Source organism: Vreelandella boliviensis LC1 (genome assembly GCF_000236035.1).
In the GTDB taxonomy this organism is placed as follows: Bacteria; Pseudomonadota; Gammaproteobacteria; order Pseudomonadales; family Halomonadaceae; genus Vreelandella; species Vreelandella boliviensis.
Genome location: NZ_JH393258.1, coordinates 758,978 through 778,192, shown reverse-complemented (window position 1 = coordinate 778,192; position 19,215 = coordinate 758,978). Strand labels below are relative to the sequence as shown.

The 19,215-nt window shown below is 50.8% G+C and carries 17 protein-coding genes and 1 tRNA gene; 10 read left to right on the top strand and 8 right to left on the bottom strand.

The window, feature by feature from the left end:
• Nucleotides 1–16: 16 nt before the first annotated feature.
• Nucleotides 17–1,981 (top strand): ligand-gated channel protein, encoded by a 1,965-nt coding sequence (locus tag KUC_RS12750; RefSeq protein WP_007113615.1) that lies wholly within the window; start codon nucleotides 17–19, stop codon nucleotides 1,979–1,981.
• Nucleotides 1,982–2,178: 197 nt separating this feature from the next.
• Here the strand turns inward: KUC_RS12750 and KUC_RS12745 are convergent, their stop codons facing one another.
• The gene (locus KUC_RS12745) at nucleotides 2,179–4,311 is read right to left on the bottom strand and encodes a TonB-dependent receptor domain-containing protein (protein ID WP_007113614.1); all 2,133 of its coding nucleotides are present in this window, start codon (nucleotides 4,309–4,311) and stop codon (nucleotides 2,179–2,181) included.
• A gap of 325 nt (nucleotides 4,312–4,636) precedes the next feature.
• Here KUC_RS12745 and KUC_RS12740 point away from each other — a divergent pair, with 325 nt between their 5' ends.
• The 5 genes from KUC_RS12740 to KUC_RS12720 are packed head-to-tail and all read left to right on the top strand — an operon-like array spanning nucleotide 4,637 to nucleotide 10,384.
• On the top strand, nucleotides 4,637–5,527 hold the full coding sequence (locus tag KUC_RS12740) for an ABC transporter substrate-binding protein (protein WP_244264796.1): 891 nt from the start codon (nucleotides 4,637–4,639) through the stop codon (nucleotides 5,525–5,527).
• Between the two features lie 53 nt (nucleotides 5,528–5,580).
• Nucleotides 5,581–6,549, top strand: coding sequence for a FecCD family ABC transporter permease (locus KUC_RS12735; protein WP_007113612.1), 969 nt, complete (start codon nucleotides 5,581–5,583; stop codon nucleotides 6,547–6,549).
• Between the two features lie 8 nt (nucleotides 6,550–6,557).
• A complete protein-coding gene (locus tag KUC_RS12730) occupies nucleotides 6,558–7,730 on the top strand; it encodes a FecCD family ABC transporter permease (protein ID WP_371827735.1) in 1,173 nt (390 codons plus the stop codon).
• Entirely contained in the window at nucleotides 7,727–8,542 is an 816-nt protein-coding gene (locus KUC_RS12725; RefSeq protein ID WP_040480817.1) for an ABC transporter ATP-binding protein, read from the top strand. The genes KUC_RS12730 and KUC_RS12725 overlap by 4 nt, the downstream gene beginning before the upstream one ends.
• Before the next feature lie 33 nt (nucleotides 8,543–8,575).
• Nucleotides 8,576–10,384: an ABC transporter ATP-binding protein gene (locus KUC_RS12720; protein WP_371827734.1), complete on the top strand. Its 1,809-nt coding sequence runs from the start codon at nucleotides 8,576–8,578 to the stop codon at nucleotides 10,382–10,384.
• A gap of 3 nt (nucleotides 10,385–10,387) precedes the next feature.
• On the opposite strand, the gene KUC_RS12715 is transcribed toward KUC_RS12720, so the two are convergent.
• Entirely contained in the window at nucleotides 10,388–10,978 is a 591-nt protein-coding gene (locus tag KUC_RS12715; protein WP_040480813.1) for a hypothetical protein, read from the bottom strand.
• A 112-nt stretch (nucleotides 10,979–11,090) separates the two neighbouring features.
• Here KUC_RS12715 and KUC_RS12710 point away from each other — a divergent pair.
• The 4 genes from KUC_RS12710 (at nucleotide 11,091) to KUC_RS19605 (ending at nucleotide 13,334) form a co-directional block, all read left to right on the top strand.
• Nucleotides 11,091–11,167 (top strand) — tRNA-Ile (locus tag KUC_RS12710).
• Between the two features lie 97 nt (nucleotides 11,168–11,264).
• Nucleotides 11,265–12,329 (top strand): site-specific integrase, encoded by a 1,065-nt coding sequence (locus KUC_RS12705; RefSeq protein WP_007113607.1) that lies wholly within the window; start codon nucleotides 11,265–11,267, stop codon nucleotides 12,327–12,329.
• Between the two features lie 116 nt (nucleotides 12,330–12,445).
• Nucleotides 12,446–12,955: a hypothetical protein gene (locus KUC_RS12700; protein WP_141243426.1), complete on the top strand. Its 510-nt coding sequence runs from the start codon at nucleotides 12,446–12,448 to the stop codon at nucleotides 12,953–12,955.
• A 49-nt stretch (nucleotides 12,956–13,004) separates the two neighbouring features.
• Nucleotides 13,005–13,334 (top strand): hypothetical protein, encoded by a 330-nt coding sequence (locus KUC_RS19605; RefSeq protein WP_141243427.1) that lies wholly within the window; start codon nucleotides 13,005–13,007, stop codon nucleotides 13,332–13,334.
• A gap of 63 nt (nucleotides 13,335–13,397) precedes the next feature.
• On the opposite strand, the gene KUC_RS20310 is transcribed toward KUC_RS19605, so the two are convergent.
• From KUC_RS20310 to KUC_RS12670, 6 genes are all read right to left on the bottom strand, one after another.
• Nucleotides 13,398–13,604: a helix-turn-helix domain-containing protein gene (locus KUC_RS20310; RefSeq protein WP_371827737.1), complete on the bottom strand. Its 207-nt coding sequence runs from the start codon at nucleotides 13,602–13,604 to the stop codon at nucleotides 13,398–13,400.
• Nucleotides 13,605–13,711: 107 nt separating this feature from the next.
• Nucleotides 13,712–14,832 (bottom strand): IS3 family transposase gene (locus KUC_RS12695; RefSeq protein WP_094890196.1). Its coding sequence is split into 2 segments (ribosomal slippage): nucleotides 13,712–14,574 and nucleotides 14,574–14,832, totalling 1,122 coding nucleotides; the frame shifts between segments, so codons are not numbered across the junction.
• Nucleotides 14,833–15,332: 500 nt separating this feature from the next.
• Nucleotides 15,333–15,560, bottom strand: a complete 228-nt coding sequence (locus KUC_RS12685) for a TraK family protein (RefSeq protein ID WP_007113603.1) — start codon at nucleotides 15,558–15,560, stop codon at nucleotides 15,333–15,335.
• Between the two features lie 608 nt (nucleotides 15,561–16,168).
• Complete coding sequence (locus KUC_RS12680; protein ID WP_007113602.1) at nucleotides 16,169–17,965, bottom strand: DUF2326 domain-containing protein; 1,797 nt, start codon at nucleotides 17,963–17,965, stop codon at nucleotides 16,169–16,171.
• Nucleotides 17,952–18,200, bottom strand: coding sequence for an ABC-three component system middle component 8 (locus tag KUC_RS20255; protein WP_040480807.1), 249 nt, complete (start codon nucleotides 18,198–18,200; stop codon nucleotides 17,952–17,954). Before KUC_RS20255 ends, KUC_RS12680 begins: the two co-directional genes overlap by 14 nt.
• Nucleotides 18,184–19,143, bottom strand: a complete 960-nt coding sequence (locus KUC_RS12670) for an ABC-three component system protein (protein WP_007113601.1) — start codon at nucleotides 19,141–19,143, stop codon at nucleotides 18,184–18,186. Before KUC_RS12670 ends, KUC_RS20255 begins: the two co-directional genes overlap by 17 nt.
• Nucleotides 19,144–19,215 lie beyond the last annotated feature (72 nt).

Below are 19,215 nucleotides of genomic sequence, written 5' to 3'. Positions count from 1 at the left end.
GATAAAGGACGAAGTTATGTCTCCCTGTTTGCGCCGTACGCTGCTGGCCAGCGCTATCTCTTCGCTTGCCAGTAGCGCTCTATGGGCACAAGACGCGCCCCGCTTAGACGATATGGTGGTAACCGCGTCAGGCTTTGAACAGCAGATTACCAATGCCCCTGCGTCTATCAGCGTGGTTTCCCGCGAAGAGTTGGAACAAGGCCACTATCAGAGTGTTACCGATGCGCTGCGCGATGTGCCTGGTGTGATTGTCACGGGTGGGGGCGCAGGGGATAACGGCCAAGACATCTCCATTCGCGGCATGCCCTCCCAGTACACGCTGATATTGGTGGATGGTCGCCCGCAGAATTCCCGCGAATCCCGGCCCAATGGCGATGCCGGATTTGAACAGGATTGCCTCCCGCCGCTACAGGCTATTGAGCGTATTGAAGTAGTGCGTGGGCCAATGTCGACGCTTTACGGCTCTGATGCGATTGGTGGCGTGATCAACGTGATAACCCGTAAGGTCGCCCAGCAGTGGCACGGCAATGTCCAGCTCGACACCGTGCTCCAGGAAGACAGCGACTCCGGCGATAGCCGTCAGGCCAACTTTTATCTCAGTGGCCCGCTGGTGGGGGATCGCTTAGGGCTTCAGCTCTACGGACGCACCTCTCAGCGTGACGAAGACAACATCCTTAACGGCTACGAAGATAAAAGCCTGCAAAGTCTTACTGCACGGTTGAGTTTTGCGGCGACTGATAACCATGACGTCACTTTTGAGGCGGGTATTACCGAGCAGGAGCGCGAATCGCTGATGGGCAACTCGGCGCCATCCGAGGGCTGTCGCGGCGGCTGCTCCGATAGCTTTAATGAGTTCACCAACCAGCATGTCGCTGTGACCCATAGTGGTCGCTTCGAGTGGGGCACCAGCGAAACCTATCTGCAGCGTGAACGTAGCGAAAACAAATCGCGGGATATTGAAATCACCAACACCACCGCCAAAACCAGCGCGGTCATCCCGCTAGGGATGCATATGCTGACGGTAGGCGCGAGCTACGAGGAAGAGGCGCTTGACGACAGTACGACGAATCAATTGCCTGACTCTGATCGTAGTGAGATTGAGAATAGCCAATGGGCGCTGTTTGTGGAAGATGAGTGGATGCTCACCGATTCTTGGGCATTGACCGGCGGTTTACGTGTCGATGACGACGATAACTACGGCAGCCACCTCAGCCCACGGCTTTACAGCGTGTGGAATATGACCCCTGACTGGACGTTGAAAGGCGGTGTCTCTACCGGCTACCGTGCGCCCAACCTGCGTGAGATCACCCCCGACTGGGGGCAGGTCAGCCGTGGCGGCAATATCTACGGTAATCCTGATCTTGAGCCAGAAACCTCGCTCAATAAGGAGCTGGCCCTGCTTTATGCCAATGAAAATGGCTTAAATGGCGGCGTCACGCTGTTCCATAACGACTTTGACGATAAAATTACCCGCATCGCTTGCCCCATCGATATCTGTACGGATGGTGCCAATCAGTTTGGCAGTGATCCTACCTATCGTATTAACGTTGATGAAGCGGTGACCCAGGGCGTCGAGGCGAGTTTGGCTGCGCCGCTAAGCGATACCGTTGAGCTAACGGCCAGCTACACCTATACCGATAGCGAGCAAAAAAGCGGTGAGTATGAAGGCGAGCCATTAACACAACTGCCTAAGCACCAGGTATCCGCTTCGTTAGATTGGCAAGTCTCTGCCAAGTTGAGTCAATGGACAAAAGTCACCTACCGCGGCGAAGAGAGTCAACCGACTACCGGCCCTTCAAACAGTGCCATTGTGGCTCCTTCCTACACCTTTGTAGATGCAGGCGTTGGCTACCAGCTGAACGAGAGTACTCAACTGAACGCGGGTATCTACAACCTGTTCGACGAAACGATCAGCTACGACGAGTACGGCTATGTAGAAGATGGTCGTCGGGTTTGGTTAGGGCTCAACGTTGCCTTTTAAGCGCTAGGTTCCCGTTATAAACGCAACACAGAAGCGGCTATCCAGCGATAGCCGCTTTTTTTCGCTGCTTTTTTAAAGAGCGTGGGAAAAGGAGGGGGAAGGAAGAGGGGAAAAGGAGAAGGGAGCGGAAACAAAAAAGCCCCGGCGCATGGCCGGGGCAGAAACAGAACATCGAAACAGTAGCGAGCTGAAGCCGATTAGAATTCGTAGCGGGCGGACAGCCACAGGCGGCGACCTTCTTCGCTATTGGCGTAAACGTTGCCAAAGCTGGTGCCATCGCCGTAAGCACGGTAGTCGACAAAGTCTTTGTCAAACAGGTTGTAGATGGTCGCGCTCAGATTAAGCTGATTGGTAACCGCGTAATTACCGCCCAAGTGAAACAGTGAGTAGGCTTTAAAGTCGCCCAGGTCATCAAACGAGGGCGCACCACGCACGCCTACACGATTACGGTAGCGTTCGCTGCGGTACTCTGCTGAGAGCCAGGTATCAAGCTTAGCCGTTGCCTGCCAGCGCAGCGTGGCGTTAATGGCGTGTTCCGGGGTATCCGTCAGCGGTTCGCCCTTGTTATCGCCACTCTTCTGTTCGCTATCGGTATAGGTGTAATTGGCGTTGATGCGCCAATCGGGGGCGAATTGGTAGCTGGTAGAGAGCTCAACCCCTTGGGTGATCGCCTCGTCGACATTGACCTGTTGGCTGTAAGTGCCGTCAGGAATTAGCGGGTCGTTTTCCACCAGGATATCGCTGCCGCTGGCAATCTTATCGTCAAACTGGTTGTGGAACAGCGTGGCGCTGGCAGTGAAACCCTGTTGGTTATCGTAATGGGCGCCGATCTCGCTGCTGGTGCTGGTTTCAGGCTCCAGATCAGGGTTGCCAATAGTGAGTATCGTGCCCTGGCCCGTCACACCGTTAATGCCATCATGCAAATCATTAAGCGATGGCGTTTTGTAGCCGCGGCTCACGCCACCTTTTAATGTCCAGTTGGGCGTTGTGTTCCATACCAAGTAGCCGCGCGGGCTGAACTGGCTGCCAAAGGCGTCATGGTGATCGTAGCGACCGCCCAGGGTCAGGGCTAAATCATCCCGCAGCAGCCACTCATCTTCGGCAAACAGCGACCAGGTGGTCTGCTCAAAGGTCTCACCGGCCAAGCCATCGTCAAGCTCTGCATCCCACCACTGCATTCCCACGGTGGCCATATGATTGTCTAACGGCATGATGAATTTGCTATCGAGCACGGTATTGGTAGTTTCCAACTCCCGCGGTGCTCCGCCGACAATGCTAGGGAAGCCCTCATAAGCGACGCCCATATCGCCAGGGATCGTGCGGCCTTTGGTTTCGGTGGTGTTGCGCATCAGGCTCGATTCCAATGTGCCCGAGGCAAAGCGTCCGGTATGGCCAATGGCGATTTGCTCGCGCTCAAAACGCAGTTCGTCGGAGTACCCGAAAGCCTCGCCGGGCTCGGGTTCGCAGCTGCGCGAGCGGCCATCTAGAGTGCCTAGCTGGCACTCATCGTTGTCGTAGCGCTGACGGCTGACTTCACCATCCAGCCATAGGTCGTTGTCATTGTTAGGCGTCCAGGTCAGTTTGCCGCCCAAACTATAGGTATCGCCTTCCACTGGGCTGGGGCCGCGCTGGTCGACGTCAATCGGGTCGCCGTTGTTGTCGGTATAGGTAAGCTCGGATGCATCGCGCTCATAAATCCGCCCGCGCAGTTGAATGCCCAGCGTATCTTCAATAAGCGGGCCACTGGTGTAGAGGTTAATCTCGCGGCGGTCACCGAAGTCGCGGTCTTCGTTAAAGGTACTTTCGACCCCAATTGAGCCTGTCCACTCGCGGTCAACCCGACGGGTAATAATGTTGATTACGCCGCCCATGGCATCAGAGCCATACAGTGTTGACATCGGCCCACGGATGACTTCAATACGCTCAATACTGGAAATGGGCGGAAAGAAGCTGGTTGAGGTTTCGCCAAAGCCATTGGGTGTCACGCTGCCCGCTGCGTTTTGTCGGCGACCATCGATTAGGATCAGAGTGTAGTCGCTGGGCATTCCACGGATACTAATATTACTACCGCCGGTTTTGCCCACCGACCCACCGACATCCACCCCTTCAACGTCGCGCAATGCATCGGCAATACTGGTAACCCGTTTACGTGAAAGCTCCTCGCGCGAGATCACCGAGATGCTGGCGGGGGCATCGGCCATCGCCTGTTCAAACCCGCTGGCCGAGACAACGATGTTGTCCAGCTGCTGATTTTCTTGGGCGGAGGCGGTGCCTGCAGAAACAGCGAGCGTGACGGCGCTAGCCAGAACAGAGCGAGTAAAGCGTGGCATGTCATTCCCCTTGGTTACGATAATTGTTAGCTAATGATATTAATTATCAAATGAGCCGGGGAGTCTAAGAAGAAAAGTTCTCAAACGCGAGGGTGTTATCGAGGAACGTTGCGTTGCGTAAACTGAAACAGGGAGGCGGTAGAGGCGTTGCGCAAAATGGAACACGTTATTCAGCGGAATAGTAGTGCAAGTGCTTTTGATAATCGTTATTATCAAAAGCACTGTATCGTATTGAGAGAAACTTATGCGGGTTAAAACGACGCTGTTTAAAACGAGATCAATGTCAGCAATTTTTATTAAAAGCGGGTGCTTAGGCATGCTTTGCATGTTGCTAAGTGCCTTAGTGGCAGGCACTGCGCAAGCTCGCACGCTGGAAACCGCCTTTGGCGACGTAGATATTGAGGGAACCCCAGAGCGCGTTGTAACACTCTACGAAGGCGCCCTGGACGCCGCCGTAGCGGCAGGCGTAACCCCGCTAGGTGCCGTCACCACACGGGGTGGCGACAACGTGGCAGGCTATATTGAAGCGCATCTTGGCGAAAACCTGCTCGCCATTATGGGCGTGGTACGCGAGATCAATATCGAAGCCGTGCTGGCGCAGCAGCCGGATCTAATTTTGGCGCCCGCCCAGCTTTCGGATGAGCAGTATCAACTGCTGTCACGTATTGCGCCCACGGTGGTGCCACTGACCCAGCCACTTGCTTCGGATAACTGGAAAGACGAAGCCCGTCTTTACGGCGAAGCGCTCAATCGCCAAGCCGCCATTGCAGAAGCGATTGAGGCCGTGGAGGATCGCGCCGCCGAGGTCGCTGAGGCATTAGAAAAGGCCGATGTGGGTGGTAGCACCTTCTTAGTGCGCTGGATGCCCGGTGGACCCATGGTGATGTCGGAAAACCTTTTCGCTGCAGGCTTGTTAGCCCAAGTGGGGTTGGATGTTCAGGACGGAGGCCTAATTGGCGAGCGCGGTGTGCATAGCGATGTGCTCAGCCTGGAAAACCTTTCCCAAGTGGACGGCGACTGGCTGTTCCTGGCAACGCTCAACGAAGATGGCCAAGCGGCGGTGGACGCGGCCAAGCAGAGCAGTGCCTTTACGCGCCTAAACGTGGTACAGCAAGACCACGTAGTGCCGGTGGATGGCCAGTTATGGACAAGCGCCAATGGCCCGCTGGCCGCCCAGGCGATTCTTGACGATATAGAGGCAGCGCTGTTGCCGTGACGGTTCCACGTTTTGCAACGACTAGCGTTAGGCGTGCTACTCCCCGCACGCTAATGATACTACTACTCACCGCCCTTATGGCGGTGAGTCTCGTTAGTCTATTAATCGGCGCGGGTAGCGTTGGCCCCGGCAGAGCCCTGGCGCTACTTAGCGGTGCTCAGGACAGTGAGGCGCGCTTCATCGTCTGGGAGCTGCGCGCACCGCGCACCTTGATAGGCATTGCGGTGGGCATGGCGTTGGGTGTGGCGGGGGCCTTATTACAAGCGGTGGCCCGCAATCCGCTGGCCGAGCCGGGTCTGCTAGGGGTTAGCGCGGGGGCGGCGTTTGCTGTGGCGTTGGCCTTAGTGCTGGGTGCCAGCGCCGCCACCTTACGTATTCCGGTCGCGCAGTTAGGTGCGCTGGTGGGCTGCGTGTGTGTATTGAGCGTGGCGCGCTTTCGCGGTGTGGGTAACGACCCTATCCGGCTCGTGCTTGCCGGGGCTGCTTTTTCTGGTCTGCTCGCTTCATTAACCTCGTTGATACTGCTTTACGACCAGCGTGCCGCTGATGAAATTCGTTTCTGGGTGATTGGCAGCTTGGCCGGCCGCCGCTTGGACGACCTGTTCGCCGTGCTACCCAGTATGCTGATCGCGTCAGTGGTGGTTGCGCTGATTGCTCGGCCGTTAGCTGCCCTGGCGCTAGGCGAAAGAGTGGCCTCGGGGTTGGGCCATCACCCCAAGCTTATTCGATGGTTGGTCGTCGCCTGCGTGGCGCTACTGGTCGGGGCTGCCACTGCCATCGCAGGGCCAATTGCCTTTGTAGGGTTGGTGGTGCCGTTTGTCGCGCGGGCCTTTGCCGGGCCTGATATTCGTCGCACGCTATGGTTTTGTCTGCCCATCGGGCCGCTGATGGTGCTCGCGGCGGATATCATCTCGCGCGTGGTGGTTGCCCCTTCAGAATTACCGTTGGGCGTACTCACTGCTCTGTGCGGCGCACCCGTACTAATAGCGGTCGTGCGTGCGCGCCGCCTACCGATGTTATGAGTGGGTTTATGAAAACCACATCTATTCGTTCTTCATCTAGCAATGCCTCATCTGGCAATGCCTCATCTGGCAGGCCAGCTGATATGCCTGCTTTTTATGGCATCCTGTCGGGTGGGGGCGAAAATGACAGCGTACCGCCACTGCAAGGTTACTGGCGTTTCGCCTGGCAAGGTCGCCACGGTGCGAACAGCCTGATGTTTGAACAGCGTGCGGTGGTGGTCAACCTGGGCCTATTTGGCGCGCTACTGCTTGCCAGTGTTATTTACCTAAGCCTGGGCAGCGTTAAGGTTGCCCCAATGGCAGTGCTGCAGGCGCTGTTTGGCAACGCCGATATGATGGCGAGTTTTGTGGTGCAAGAGCTACGCTTGCCGCGTTTGGCCGCCGCCGTAAGTACCGGGGCGGCCTTCGCATTAGCGGGCATACTGATGCAAACCCTGGCCCGTAATCGCTTGGCGACACCTGGTATTATCGGCATTGATAATGGCGCGACAGCGTTTGCAGTGGCCTCCATAGTGGGTGTCGGCTTTTCCATCGCGCCGCCAGCCATGGCGTTAGCCGGGGCGACCACCGCTGCGGTACTCACTTTCGGGCTCGCCGCGGGCAGCGGCACCCAGGGCTATCGCTTTATCGTGGCGGGGATTGGCGTGGGCGCGGTGTTTGGCGCGGTGACGCAACTGATGCTGGCGCGAGTCGCCATTGACACCGCCAATGCCGCCTACCCATGGACGGTAGGTTCGCTCAATGCCCGCCCCAGCGGCGCGCTTCAATTACTGATGTTCGGCTTGGCGTTAGGGCTGGCCACTGCAATGGCGTTAGCCCGCTCGCTAACGCTACTGCGTTTCAAGGATGCCACCGCCAGCGGGTTAGGCGTAAACGTGAGGCGACGCCGGTTGGAAGTGCTGCTGCTGTCTGTCGCGTTGACGGGTTTGGCGGTCGCTGTTGCCGGGCCGGTGGGCATGGTGGGGCTGATTGGCCCGGAGATAGCTCGCTCGCTGTCGAGCTCCCGTAGCGTGCCGGTTTTGGCGGCAACGCTGGCGGGGGCGCTGGTCATGGTGCTCGCCGACTTGGCCGGGCGTACGCTGCTGGCGCCTATCGAGATTCCGGTGGGTATCGTTACCGCCGTGGTCGGCGGGCCCTGGTTACTTTGGATATTAATGCGTCCCCAACGGAGTTTTACATGAGCCAATCTCCAACACCCACCATGCCTTCTCTTGCCACGCAGTCGCTCGGCATGAGTTATGGCTCCCGGCAGGTGATTGATAGCTTGGATATCACCCTGCCCAGCGGCCAAGTCACCGCCATTGTGGGCCCCAACGGCTGCGGAAAATCGACGTTGTTGGCCGGGCTTGCTCGTTTACACAAACCCGATAGCGGTGCCGTATTGCTCGATGGCGCCGATATTCAGCGCTTGCCCACCCGTCAACTGGCCACTCAACTGGCGCTACTGCCTCAGGAAGCCGTCGCGCCGGAGGGGCTCACCGTGACCGAGCTAATCCGCTTTGGTCGTCAGCCCCACCAGGGCTGGCTGCGCCAGTGGTCAGCAGAAGACCAGCGCGTGGTGCAGCACGCGCTAGCGGCGGCAGGGCTTGAACAGCTCGCTGATCGGCCAATTGATGCGCTTTCCGGCGGTCAGCGCCAACGCGCCTGGATCGCCATGACCATCGCCCAACAAACTCCGCTGCTGTTGCTGGATGAACCCACTTCAGCACTGGATCTGGGCCACCAGATTGAAGTGTTCGAGCTGGTGAAGCACCTTGCCCACCACGGCCGTACGGTGGTGATGGTGCTGCACGATCTCGCCAGCGCCTGCCGCTACGCTGACCATCTAATCGCCATGCGCGAAGGTCAGATTATCGCAGAAGGGCAGCCTGCCAAGGTGGTCACCCCAGACTTGGTGCGAATGCTTTATCAGGTAGAATGCTCATTATTAACCGACCCCGCTACCGGCTGCCCGTTACTGACCAATGTGCGGCGCATCCAAGCGAGCAACTAGTCAATCCACAAAAAATTTCAGTAAGGAATGCTTGTGTCCTCTCCTGCACACAGTTTTCAAGCTCTGGTGCGGCTACTGCGCTACGCCAAAGGCTACCGGCGGCGCATCATTGCCGCCACCGCCTGCTCGATTATCAACAAGCTGTTTGATATTGCTCCAGAGATTTTGATTGGTGTCGCCATCGATGTGGTGGTCAACCAAGAGCAGAGCTTTGTGGCCAGCCTGGGGTTTGAGACGCCTCAACAGCAGATCACCATGCTGGCGGTGCTGACGTTCTTTATCTGGGCGGGGGAGTCGCTGTTTGAGTACCTGTTTCAAATTCTTTGGCGTAATTTAGCTCAACGTTTACAAGCGGATATGCGCCAGGATACCTATGAGCACGCCCAGCGGCTGGATATGGCGTTCTTTGAATCGAAAAGCTCCGGCCAGCTTGTGGCCACCATGAACGACGACGTCAATCAGCTCGAGCGCTTTCTAGACGGCGGGGCTAATTCGATTATTCAGGTGGTCGTCACCGTGGTGGCGGTTGGCGCGGTGTTCTTTGTGCTTTCGCCGCTAATTGCTTTGCTGGCGTTTACGCCTATCCCGCTGATCATTTGGGGCGCGTTCTTCTTCCAGCGTAAAGCCGGGCCGCTGTATAGCGATGTGCGTGAAAAAGTCGGTGATTTGGCCAGCCGGTTATCCAACAACCTCAGCGGTATTGCGACGATTAAAAGCTTTACCAGTGAAGAGCGCGAAGCCGAACGCCTGCGCGATGCCAGCGAAGCCTACGTAGAAGCCAACAGAAAGGCGATCAAGGTCAGCTCTGCGTTTATTCCGGTGATCCGCATGGCGATTTTGGCAGGCTTTCTTGCCACCTTTACCGTCGGCGGCATGATGGCGCTCAATGGCTCGCTAAATGTGGGCGCTTACGGCGTGCTGGTATTCCTGACTCAGCGGCTTCTCTGGCCGCTCACTGGCTTGGCTCAGGTGATCGACCTGTTTGAGCGTGCCATGGCCAGCACGCGGCGCATTCTCGATCTACTGGAAGTGCCGATTACCGTCAAAGACGACAGCACCACACCGCTCGCTCAGCCGGTGCGTGGCGAAGTGACCATCGACAATGTGAGCTTTCACTACGCTACCAGCGGCGTTGGTGTGGAAGGCATTCAGCTAAACGCGCCCGCAGGCAGCACCCTGGCGCTGGTCGGGGCGACTGGGTCGGGTAAATCAACCCTGATCAAACTGCTGCTGCGCTTTTACGACCCTGAAAACGGACGCATTCTAATTGACGACCAGCCGATTACCGACGTCAGCATGAACTCGCTACGCCAGTCAATTGGCTTGGTCAGCCAGGATGTTTACCTGTTTGAAGGCAGCATTCGCGACAATATTGCCTACGGCAAACCCGACGCCGATGAAGCCGCGATTACAGACGCAGCAAAAACAGCCGAGGCGTGGAGCTTTATCGAAACGCTGCCCCAAGGGTTGGATACGCCGGTAGGGGAGCGGGGCGTGCGGCTTTCCGGCGGCCAGCGCCAGCGGCTTTCATTAGCCAGGGCGCTACTTAAAGACCCTCCGATTCTTGTGCTGGATGAGGCCACCAGCGCAGTGGATAACGAAACCGAAGCGGCCATTCAGCGCTCGCTTAAGCACATTGCCCATGGCCGCACGGTGATTATGATTGCCCACCGCCTTTCCACTATTGTTCACGCCGATGAAATCGTGGTGATTGAGAAAGGCCAAGTGGCCGAGCGGGGTTCCCACTCAAGCCTGTTAGCTGCTAATGGCCACTACGCCGCCCAGTGGAGGGTTCAAACCGGCGAAGCCCAGGCGGGGGATGTAGAAGTACTCAGTAGCTAACCTTTAACGGTTAACTAGCAGCGCATTGAGGGTGACGGGCACATGCTCGTCAATCTCTTGATAGCCCAGCATGGACAGCACGGTTCGCACCGTGCTGTTTGCCATCAGCGCTCTGCCGTCCATCGCCATAGGCTCGGCGTGGGTAACGCGTATCTCATTCAAGCCTTCGCGGGTAAACCGCAGTGGTACGGATTCCTGTTGGTTAACCATGTTTGACTGAACGCTAAAGGTCAGCGTCTCCACTAACGACTCACCAATATCCAAGCCATCCAATCTCTCTGGCGGCATTTGCGCCTCGAGCGTCACCAAGGTGGTGTTCGCCAACAAGCCTATCCACGGCGGCAGCTCGCCAAAGCGTTCAAGTACATCCGTTTGGCTGAGCTTTAACGGCAAGCGAAGAGTGCCATCGCTGGAGATATCGCCCTGCAGATCGCGCACCTGATGGTGATGGGTTTGCGGCGCCTCGCCGTTGAGCTGGGTAATCGACGCCTGCACCCGCGACTGGCCAGGATCAAGTTGCCAGTCAGCGTGCACGGGCATCGCCAACAATAAGGGGAATAGAGCAATCAATGCTTTCACAGCGCGTCTCCGCATAAAGAACTACTCACCAGACTGCCCAATCCACATAAAGTGCCGTAATGACATCAAGATAGCGCAATGGGGCTAGCCTCACTCGGTCACATTCGCTATGATATGCACACTTTTCGGGCCTATAGCTCAGTTGGTTAGAGCAGGGGACTCATAATCCCTTGGTCGTAGGTTCAAGTCCTACTGGGCCCACCATTAAAATCAGTAACTTAGCAATTGTCTCTGGTGAGTCCCCTAGTCCAAGGGTACAGTTTCGGTACAGCGCCGATCTTTCAGACCCTGGAGATTTTTTGTGGCCACCATCGTCAAGACCCCTTCTGCAACCTGGAAAGCCGTCATCCGCAAGTCGGGTTGGCCAACCATCGCAAAGACCTTCCGAACCAAACGTGACGCCCAAGATTGGGCACGCCGCACTGAAGATGAAATGGTGCGCGGCCTTTATATCCAGCGTAGTGCCTCAGAAAGAATGACGCTTGAAGCAGCGCTAAAGCGCTACTTAGCCGACATTACCCCTACCAAGAAACCCAGCAGCCAGAAAAGCGAACGCCTCAAGGCCAATACGCTGATCGAACATTTGGGTAAATACTCTCTAGCAGCCCTTACGCCAGAACTAGTCGCCAACTACCGTGATAAGCGCTTAAACAGTTTGGGACGCCGAGGTGAGCTAATCAGCCCCAATACCGTGCGTCTAGAGCTTGCCCTGCTTGGCCACCTGTTTACAGTGTCGATTCAAGAGTGGGGGCTGGGCCTGACGTATAACCCTGTTCAGAATATCCGCAAACCTAGCCCAGGTGAGGGCCGGAGTAGACGTCTTGATTCCCAGGAAGAGAAGCGGCTGTTCGCCGTGTTACGCCAGCACAGTAACCCTATGCTTGCATGGATCGCCAGAATCGCTCTAGAGACGGGTATGCGCTCGTCGGAGATCCTAACCCTCACTCGCAGCCAGGTAGACGTTAAACGCCGACTGGTGCGCCTTACAGACACCAAAAACAACGAAGCCCGCCTTGTGCCGCTAACTCAAGCCGCGACAGAAACGTTCAAGCAGGCCCTGAACAACCCAGTGTGCCCACTTGACTGCAACCTGGTGTTTTTCGGTGAGCCAGGCAAAGAAGGCAAGCGGGGCCCTTATGTCTATACGAAAATTTGGAATCAGGCCAAGAAGAAGGCAGAGCTCGATGATTTTCGCTTCCATGATTTAAGACATGAGGCAGTCAGCCGATTAGTAGAGGCAGGTCTATCCGATCAGGAGGTTGCGGCGATAAGTGGTCATAAATCGATGCAGATGTTAAGGCGGTACACGCATCTGCGGGCTGAGGATTTGGTAAATAAACTAGATAACTTAAAAACTTATAAATAGTTTTTATACCATTCGAGTAATAAAGTCAGATGCTTTTCTTTTCTAATAAAGAAAGTGCATTCTTTATCATATTTGGAAAGGTAAAGAGACCTAATTTAAGGCTTGTGGAGTTAAGCGTGAAATATATAGACCCAGGTTATGATAAATTTATTTTTGATGCTGAAAAGTTAAAAGAAGAGTACCAGTTCGCATGCGAATGGATAAGTTCATACGGTATAGATTATCAAAAAACTCGATTTGGAGACTATGAAAGAGATTTTGTAGAATTTTTGAATAAGAAAGGAAAGGTGGAAGCTAAAGAAAGTTTAAGGGTTTTTTTTAATGCACATTTAGAAGCAAATGAATTAATAAGAATAAAAAATGTTTTTGATAAGCATAAAGAGTTGATCGATCTCGATTCAATAAAAAAGGCTGTTTCGGGTCAAAAGTTTCGCACTGGGAGCAAAAAAGATCAGTCAAGAGACTTTGCATTTGAGCTAGGTGTTGCAACAAGATTTATTAAGGCGGGATATTACGTTGAGCTAAATAATATAGCTGATTTGGTCGCACAAGTAAATGGAAGGACGCTTTACGTAGAATGCAAAAGGATAAAATCACAGCGTCAGCTAGAGAAAAGAGGCAAATAAACAGCTTGAAAGTAGCTTTTTAATTGACAAGAATCATCTTTCAAGAGGTATGGTTGCTTTAAATTTAACGGATATTTTAAATCCTGACGCTATGCCGATTTTACAAACTAGCTTCGAAACTTATAGACATTTTTCCGCTGAAGCTCTTAAGCATTTTGTTCGGGGTCACTTGGAAATTTTTGCAATGAAAAGATCCAGTAAGACCCTCGCTGTTTTAACGGAGTTTTCAACTCAAGGCTTTATTTTGGCTGAGCGAAAAGAAGATTGTTCTTTTGTTAATTGTCGAGAAGGAAATGTATCTCTTCACTCAATGAAAGCTAAAGATAGAGATTTTGTAAATGGTTTTTGGAGACGGCTTGGCAACCAGGATCCCATCTAAGAATAAGTGGAGAGCATTCTGAATGCTTAGAAATATGATATTTATGATGCTTTTTTGTTTGTCTTATTTTATCAGACTCTTAAGTGAAATTTCTCCCCAAGTATTAAAATATCCCCTTAACTTGAAAAGTGACTTTGAGACTGCTTGCCTTGAAACTCCAAGCTGCCTTGCTATTTCAGCTTGGGTTGATCCCGCTGCATACAATTTTAGAATTTTTATTCTCCTTTCTGAAAGCTTAGCATGTGAAAAATCATAAGCTTTTCTCCTAATAGGTATTTGATCAGTCGGTTCTGAAAAAGGAGGAAACTCTTTTTTTGCGCCTAAAGTTTCTAACCATTGTTCAAAATTTTTTCGATGGCGACGACGTCACCCCATCCTCAGTAGCACCCGGGTTTAGAGTCTGAAGTTACTTTATCGTTTTTTAACGCCAGTTGCTCGGCATAGGCGGAAGGCGTTAATCCTCCCAGTCCCTTCTTAGGTCGTTCCTCGTTGTATTCCCGTCGCCATGCCTCGATGACAACTCTGGCGTGATGCAGGCTGGTGAACCAGTGCTCGTTCAGGCATTCATCTCGAAAGCGCCCGTTAAACGATTCGATATAGGCGTTTTGATTGGGTTTTCCAGGTTCGATTAAAAACAGGGCAATGCCACGTAGATAAGCCCACGCCACCATGGCCCGCCCACAGAATTCCTTGCCATTATCTATACGAATGGCGTTAGGGAGCCCACGGTGTACAGCTAGATGATCCAGTATCCGTGTTAACGACAGCCCACCAATGGCGCGTTCAGGTACGATAGCCACGGCTTCATGGGTGGCGTCATCGACAACGGTGAGGTTCTTGATCACGCGACCTTCCGCCGTACGGTCAAAAACAAAATCCATCGACCAGACTTGGTTGGCGGCACAAGGTCGGCCAAGGGGCTTTCGTTCAGACGTGGGAACCTTCTTACGCTTGCGTCGCTTCACCTGCAACCGAGCCGCGGCATAGAGACGCTCGACGCGCTTATGATTGACCTGTTCACCGGCTTGGCGCAGCTTCAGGTAGATCATGCCAGCGCCGTAGCGACGATGCCGATATGCCAAGGCCACAATGCGTTCATGCAATGCTTCATTGCGGTCTGGGGCCGCTTGATAGCGCAATGCACTGGCACTCATGCGGACGACACGGAGCGCCCGGCGCTCACTCAGGCCACGTGACACCATAAAGTGCACCACCTCTCGGCGTGCAGGGGCGCTCACCACTTTTTTCTCAGTGCCTCGCGAGTGACCTCCATTTCCAGTAGCGACTCCGCGAGCAGCTTTTTCAGGCGTCCATTTTCGGCTTCAAGTTCTTTGAGTCGCTTGGCATCGGGCACGCTCATACCGCCAAACTTGCTGCGCCATAGATAGTAACTGGCTTCTGAGAAGCCGTGCCGACGGCATAGCTCCTTGATGGGGAGTCCTGCTTCTGCTTCGCCCAGGAAACCAATGATCTGTTCTTCGCTGAAACGCTTCTTCATGTCCAATCTCCTTACCCATAGGATCGGACTCTAAAGTGTAGCGCTACTCAATCAGGGGGTGACGTCGGGTGCTGCACAGAGCTGTAACCACCTTTTCCTGGTGACCATTTTGGTTATCTATCAAGCAAGCCCAAAAGATATTACGCATGAAAGTGCTACAATAATTCCCGTACATGCATTCTGATAAGACATCGTTCAGAGAATAGGGGGCGGCAAATTGAACTATTATGTTGAATTCGCAATTCTTATTGCTGTGCTTGGCGTACCTATTGGCACGGGGCTTTTTTTAAAGTGGCGATACGAACGTAAACACGGCCCAATTCGATAACTAAATCTAGTTATTCAGTTAATGATGAGTGCTGAATGTCATCTTATTTGGATCAGAATGATCTCATTATTTTTGGCGTTTATCATTTTTAATGATGATGTCATATCTAATGAGCTGTCTGCTATCTCATGCTGGCTACTATTATTAGTTTTAGTGTTCGTTACTTTAACACTTATAATTTTTTCGTAATAAATTTTCTTATGTATACGGTGAATTGGTTGTATTTTACCGGCATATCACCGCTTTCAGATAAATGCTCCCATATGGCTATGGCTGAGTACCCATTATCAAGAGCTTCTTTTATTTCATCGCGAAATTTGAGAAAAGCATACCTTCCATAGGTCTTAGCTTTTTCTTCATCCTCTCTTTTTAAGCCTTCAATCAATTCTGAGTAATTCATAAAATATATGCCTTTGATATCTTTTTGAGGTGGTAAGGTTATCTATAGAGTATTATTTTTGATTGCATTTTATATTCTGTCAACCGGTATTATATTGCAAAAGAAATCTAGCGTAATTAAGCCTTTGGAATACACATTAAAGACATATTTTAAATATTTTAGGACACTATTTGAATATTTAAGGACACTAAATGAATAATTTTCCGCACAATCTGTGTAATCAGCGACACAAAGACAATAATACATACATAGTGTCCTTCATACACTGATTGTGCGGTTATAGTGTCCTTATTGTGCAGTAGCTGAAGCGGGCAGGATGTGTAATTGCTATACCGCCGCAAGCGCCGGTCTAGCAATTACCTGTAACTTACTCGCCCTGATGGGCTCGACGAGTTCTGCTAACCAAAAGAAAAAAATAGATAGTATTGCTTTTAGTGATTTGTATAGCGGAGCAGCAGAAGTGTAATAGACATGATGGTGATTTACTGACGCGCAACTAAGATTCTCATTGCATTTAAACGATAGAGTGGAGAGGGAGTCGTTGCCAGACACCTCACCTCTACCGTTTAGCCCAAGTTTCTATGATAGTTTTTGGGAGGTTATTGCTATTACCAAGCCTTCATTTTGAATAGCCGTCCGCTTTCATTTTCATCATGAAGTTGAAGAATAATCTCTGATTCGTCAAAAACAGGGAGATCTTCTTCTTCTCTTTTAGGTAAATCTGAGTCAATGACTGTAATTATTGACTGGACACCCATGTCCGAATACTGGCGGGCGACAGATAATAGATTTTCCTTTTTCCTGCTGTCGAGCGATTCGAAAATGCCATCATGAAACACAAAGCGAGGAAATGTGTCGTTTAGATGGGCTCTTAGCACAGCAAGATCGAAAGCGATACATAACAGCTTTCGATATGTATGACCCATGTCAGCGCTTGTTGCGTTTCCTGATTCGTCTAATATCTCTGCTTTAAACTGTAAGTGTCCTTTCGAGTTAGGTGAAGCACTTAGGAGCGCTTTTCTGTTTATGACATCATCTACGATTTCGCTGAAGTGAAACCTTATCTGAGAAAAAATACTATCTTTGTCAGAGTTCTGTTCTTCAGTGTTTTCTTCGATCTGAGATTGAAGCTGACTACACTTCTCAGAGAGTTTTCTGATCTCTCCTCTTAGCTCTTGAAGTCGATGAACCTGTTTTTTTTGTCTTTCCAATGTCTCTATGTCTGTACGGAGTATGATCAGCTGGTTTGATAACGCTTTATATTTATTGAAAATCTCAGTGTCACTTAAGAAGGAAAGTGATTCTGATCTCTGCTGTCCGAGACGATTAAGCTCGCTATTTATTTGGACGATTTCGGATTCTAATTCATCTTTTTCAATTAATAGATAGCTAATTCGCTCTTCGGTGATAGCTTTGTTAAAAGAAATAAGTTGATCAAAGTCTTTCTTAAGCTGATTTGGGAAAAGAATGCCTACATCTTCGAATATTTTTTCTGCATCACTAGTGCGGAAGTTGATTTTATCTTCTTCTAACGACTTGAGTATTTTTTTTCTTTCTTGCTTTAGAGAGTAGCGCTTTTTGTTTAGCTCAGCAATTCTCTCATCGATTCCGTCGACTAAATTTTTTGTTGTTTCTTTATCTTGCTCACGAAAATCAAAGGCATCCAAAAGATTCTGTTTTTTATCAGCGTCTTTTTGTTTGATAAGAAGAATACCTTCTATTTTGCTTATATCTTCAACTGAGCCCCCCAGCTCTTTTCGAATTGTGCTCTCATCAACTTCTTTTTTGCTTAGTTCTTCTTCTTTTTTGTAATGCTCAGATATTAATTCGGCATTGAAGCCAAGTATATGTGCTAGATAAGGTTTCCAGTGAGCATCACGTGATCCAAACTTTCTGAGCTTAAATACGTCGTTATAATCATCTTGAGAGCGTATGAGGTACCCAAGAGCATTCCTGAAAGTCCATGGTTTTATATATGATAGATTTAAAAGGCTATCCAGAAGATCTTTGGCTCTATCAAAAGGTACATTGATATGATCCCAACCTTCATCCCCAAGAAAAGAAAAGTCTTGGTAGTGATTGTTATGCTTTTTAAAGGAAACTTTTGAGGCTTGCGCTACGCTTCTTTTTACCGTTAAGTAGCTACCTTTTTTAAGTTTTATTTCTATAAAAAAAGTGAAGCCTGAAAAGATTTTCTCATGCTTGAAAAGGAAGGATCTTGGATCCTTCTTGGATAAAAGAGAAAAGTCTATTACTCTACCTAAAGTACTCTTCCCAAGATTGTGAGTATCTTTATCTCTATTTTCTGGAAGACGGATCTCACCATAAATCACGTTGAGACCATCTTTGAAAAATATGGGCTCAAAGAATGAGCCTTTGTCTGTGTAAAGTTTAGATAGAATCATTGTCGACTATAAACTCAATTGAGTCTGTTTTTTTTCGATACTCTACTACTCCCGTTAGAAATAAAAAATTCAATGCTGGGAGAAATAGAAACTCACCACCTTTTATGCTTTTCTTTGCATATGAAAGAAGGTCGCTGTAGCTGTCAATTCTAACTTTTCTCAGCCGCACCAAAATGACAAGAGCAGCGTTTATTACTGTTTGGTCAGGATGTGAGTGCTTAGTTGGGCGTAGCATGTTCTTCGCTCCCAATATCGCAGTTCCAGTACATGTAAAATACCATTACCTTTGTCAGCTTCTTGTTTCCCCTAAGGACTGGGTCGCGTGCAAAGAGCAAGTCAAAAAGATAGTTCATTACGCTATCAAAATTCTGATACTCCTTTCTCTTTGCAATGATCTTCAACTGAAACTCATCGACGACATTTTCGTAGAGCTGCAAAAGTTCTAGATTTTCAGGAGATGATAAAAATGCCTGAATCTGTGCCGTCTCTTTTAAATATCTTTTCCGAAGAGTATCCGCATACTCTTTAGACATATTGTTGATCGTGTTTTTTTCTTGATAAGGTATACGTGGTGTAGGAGGGTCATCCTCAATTTCTAGCCCTGAGTCTAGCTGTGCTGACAGTGCATATACAACATCAGATAGGTCATCTGGGCTTACAATAAGGGGAGAGTCCACCTTGTCTAAATCAGCTAGCTCAGCTGCTTTAGGGAATCTTTTAAGCCATGTTTCTAACAGTTCAATTCCACATAGACAAATGGAAGACTCAGGGATGTTACACTGCTTTGAAAGATAAGCACGAATTTCGGTCTCAGCGTTTGCAGAAAGCCGCCTATTAGAAAATAACATGTAATGGTCAATCTGGTTCATCGCGCGCAGCTTGTTTATTCTTATTATTTCTTCATGCAGTACGCTTGAGCTACCATTCTTGCTGTAGAAATCAGGCTCGGAAAAGTGTTTGTTATATCCGTTAGTATGCTTTGCCTGGATGACTGTAATTCCACTCCAAGGATTGCTTGTACTTGGGTATAGATCAGCAGTGCCAACAAACTTTGCATCCCTTCCCCCATCAGGCCCTTTTGTAAAGCCCTGAGTAGCGATCCCTAGAATTTCTTGGCAAAGAAAGGTGACTAGCTTCTCAAACTGCTCATCACTCATGTCTTCATAGTCATATTTCATACCTAGTCATCGCCCTGGACGCTAATCTTAATATTTGTGACAAAGAGGCCTAAGCCCATAACACTCATGACA